3 protein-coding genes are annotated in these 2,730 nt (G+C 33.0%); all 3 read right to left on the bottom strand.

The features are described from left to right. Positions 1-101: 101 nt before the first annotated feature. A complete protein-coding gene (locus Q4550_RS23090) occupies positions 102-1,136 on the bottom strand; it encodes an alpha/beta fold hydrolase (RefSeq protein ID WP_303536492.1) in 1,035 nt (344 codons plus the stop codon). A gap of 276 nt (positions 1,137-1,412) precedes the next feature. Then, a complete protein-coding gene (locus tag Q4550_RS23085; protein WP_194218894.1) occupies positions 1,413-2,000 on the bottom strand; it encodes a hypothetical protein in 588 nt (195 codons plus the stop codon). 26 nt (positions 2,001-2,026) lie between these two features. Beyond that, entirely contained in the window at positions 2,027-2,191 is a 165-nt protein-coding gene (locus Q4550_RS23080; RefSeq protein WP_194218893.1) for a hypothetical protein, read from the bottom strand. Positions 2,192-2,730: the final 539 nt, after the last annotated feature.

Raw genomic sequence — 2,730 nt, 5'->3', positions numbered from 1 at the left:
CAGTCTTAACAGCTCCTTCTATTTAAAACTAACTCCTTGGCATTAAATGAAATTATTCAAGAAATGCTCCGAGATTGTTTAAAAACTTATTTACGTTGGTATTATTGATTTTCATTGAATGAATTTATAAATTCATTCACATCTTTACTAATTTCCTCATAACGAGTCCAATGAAGGTAATGGTGTCCCACTAATAAAACAACTTTACTAGAAGGGGTATTAGTTAACTGTGTTTTATAAAAGGACAGATTGTTCTTACCATCTTCTCTTATGTCCCCTTTTTCGGTAGTGAAAATCAAAACCGGAATATTAGGAGGAAATTTCATCCCCACCGTCATGTCAACGGTATCTTCTATATTATTAGTTTCATTAACAACGCTTTTGTTATAACCCTTCCATGCGGAGATTGCCTTTGTCATTTTTAAATTTTCTTCAGAATAGGTACCATCACTAGCAATAGGTAAAAAATTTTCAGGACTAATCATTAGGGCTAATCTTGCTATACCAGTTGGTGCCAAATAACTTAAATAACTGGGCATTGTTGGAGAATTTTCTCCAAAATAATTTAAAGCTTGTGGCAAAGTTGGGTCAATTCCTACAATCGCTTTAACTTCCTCTGGGTATGTAGTAGCAAAATACATACTGTAAATACCAGAAATTGAATGAGGCATAAGAATGTATGGCCCTGGTATGTCCGCTTTTTTTAATGCTAACCTCATTTCCTCTACAATGTTCTTCACCGTTCGTTCCTTGTTGGTGATATCGCTCCAACCATACCCAAAGGGCTCTACAACTACAACCCTATTAGTCTTTGAAATTTCATCTATCAAAGGTTCAAAATCCAGTACTGGTGCTGCTGTTCCAAGGCCACTCATTAAAACGATCGTGTTATCTCCTTCACCTTTTGAGTAAATGTGCATTTCCTTACCGTCAACCTCAACGATTTCCCCTAATGGCTTGTACTTTTTTTGTTCATAAGCGCTTAGTAAGTTATTGTAAATGACCCAAATAACAAGTGCGCCTATCAATACTAATAAAAAATTCCTTATAAAAACCCAAAACTTATACTTCTTTTCAGCTTTTATCATTAATTCCTTAGACCTACTTTCAAACTTTTCTTTAATCTTACATTTCATGGAACTTCCTAGAAATGCTCTTTGGTATTATTTCGAAATAGGTCTTGCGTCTTATAAATTCGGTTGTCTATTGAAAAAGCTTCTAATTGAATTACTGCTTATTTGTTGAAGTACTAGACCTCTTATTTCTCCTTAAAAACGAGGCTGAATTTATTAAAGATAAGCTCCGAGTTTACGGAACAATAACACAATTCCTTGTTCTTAAATTACGCCCAATTGCGAAAGAATCCAATCGAGTAGGGGACTAGCCAATCAATGGCTAGTCCCCTACTCGATTTATTCAAAAGCTCCTGAACAAGCTCCAATAACTGTGGAAACCCCAAATAAATCTAATAAAGCTTCCTTAGCATCAGGGCCAGCATCTCCAGCAGCCAGTTTAACAGCTTGTTTTATCGAAGCTGTTTTACTCAAGTTATCTTCTCTTGACATTTTGTAATAAGGTTTTAGAGCTTTTACAAATTTCGTAGCTCCTCCTACTGTTTTTAAAGCTGATTTTACTTTCAATATTTTTGCAGGGGTAAAGTTAACAACTATAGCAGTTCCTACTGCCCCAACGCAGCTTGCAATACCGCCAATACTAGCAGGTTGTATAGCAATTTCACCATTAGATAATTCATTAGTATTAAAATCAAAATCACTTTCTTTTTCTAAATAATCCTCAATAGCATGATTACCTCGCTCGATGACATGGTCTGGCATATTTTCAATTGCTGTTAAAAGTTCAATTAATTGTTCTTCTTGTAAGCTTAAGTCACCATCATATACTTCATCAGCATATGCTTTATTAAAAGAAAGACTTGTCATAGAAAATGCTAATAAAATAACTGTGAAAATCAGAATTAATTTATTATTTTTTACTAACATTTTTTATCCCCTTCATAAATAGTTTTTTAGTGATCCGAATCTTTGATAAAGAACTTTAAAATAATTACAAACAAGAAAATAGCTACTATAATAATTGCTTTAAAGGTTTCGTCTATATCATTAATGAAAAATAATATAGAAATGATAAATAAGCATAAAATATATACCCATTCCTTAGTAGTTTGTTTCATATGTAACCTCCTAACTAAATGGAATATAGTAAAATTTTAGTATTATTGTTACAATAGGTCAATGTCGGATTGCCGATTTTCTGAGTTTTCAAGAGTTTAAAATTTTCTATCTCGAATATTCATAAGGTTTTTGTCTGTTTGTCCTCAACAATCTTGGTCCTCTTTTTACTGAATAAGACATTTCACCTGTTATTTTGTTTTTGACCAAACTTCATCAATATTAGCTATATGTTTAGTTATAATAGTTGCAAAATCAAATTTAGATAGGTAAGCGTCAAATAATCCCCATCTTCCAAGGAAGGTGGGGATTATTTGACGCTTACAAACATTAGAGGAAGATTATGCTTTTTTCAATGTCAATCACACTTAATTAGGGAGAGCCTTATTCTGGAATATACTCCTTATGATTTCTATATCATTCCACCTGTTATGGATCATTAAAAGAGGAGCCTACCTTATTGAAGATAAGCTCCGAGATTGTTGAAGATATGCTGCTACATATTTAGTTAATTAATTAACCCTTGCGCCAACCATTGATC

The sequence above is a fragment of the Anaerobacillus sp. 1_MG-2023 genome, from assembly GCF_030547345.1.
GTDB classification, from domain to species: Bacteria; Bacillota; Bacilli; order Bacillales; family Guptibacillaceae; genus Guptibacillus; species Guptibacillus hwajinpoensis_B.
This window is presented reverse-complemented; position numbering and strand designations above follow the sequence as displayed.

Coding starts and splice junctions, on each gene's coding strand:
- Q4550_RS23085 (WP_194218894.1), bottom strand. CDS start 2,000: ATGTTAGTAAAAAATAATAAATTAATTCTGATTTTCACAGTTATTTTA.
- Q4550_RS23080 (WP_194218893.1), bottom strand. CDS start 2,191: ATGAAACAAACTACTAAGGAATGGGTATATATTTTATGCTTATTTATC.
- Q4550_RS23090 (WP_303536492.1), bottom strand. CDS start 1,136: ATGAAATGTAAGATTAAAGAAAAGTTTGAAAGTAGGTCTAAGGAATTA.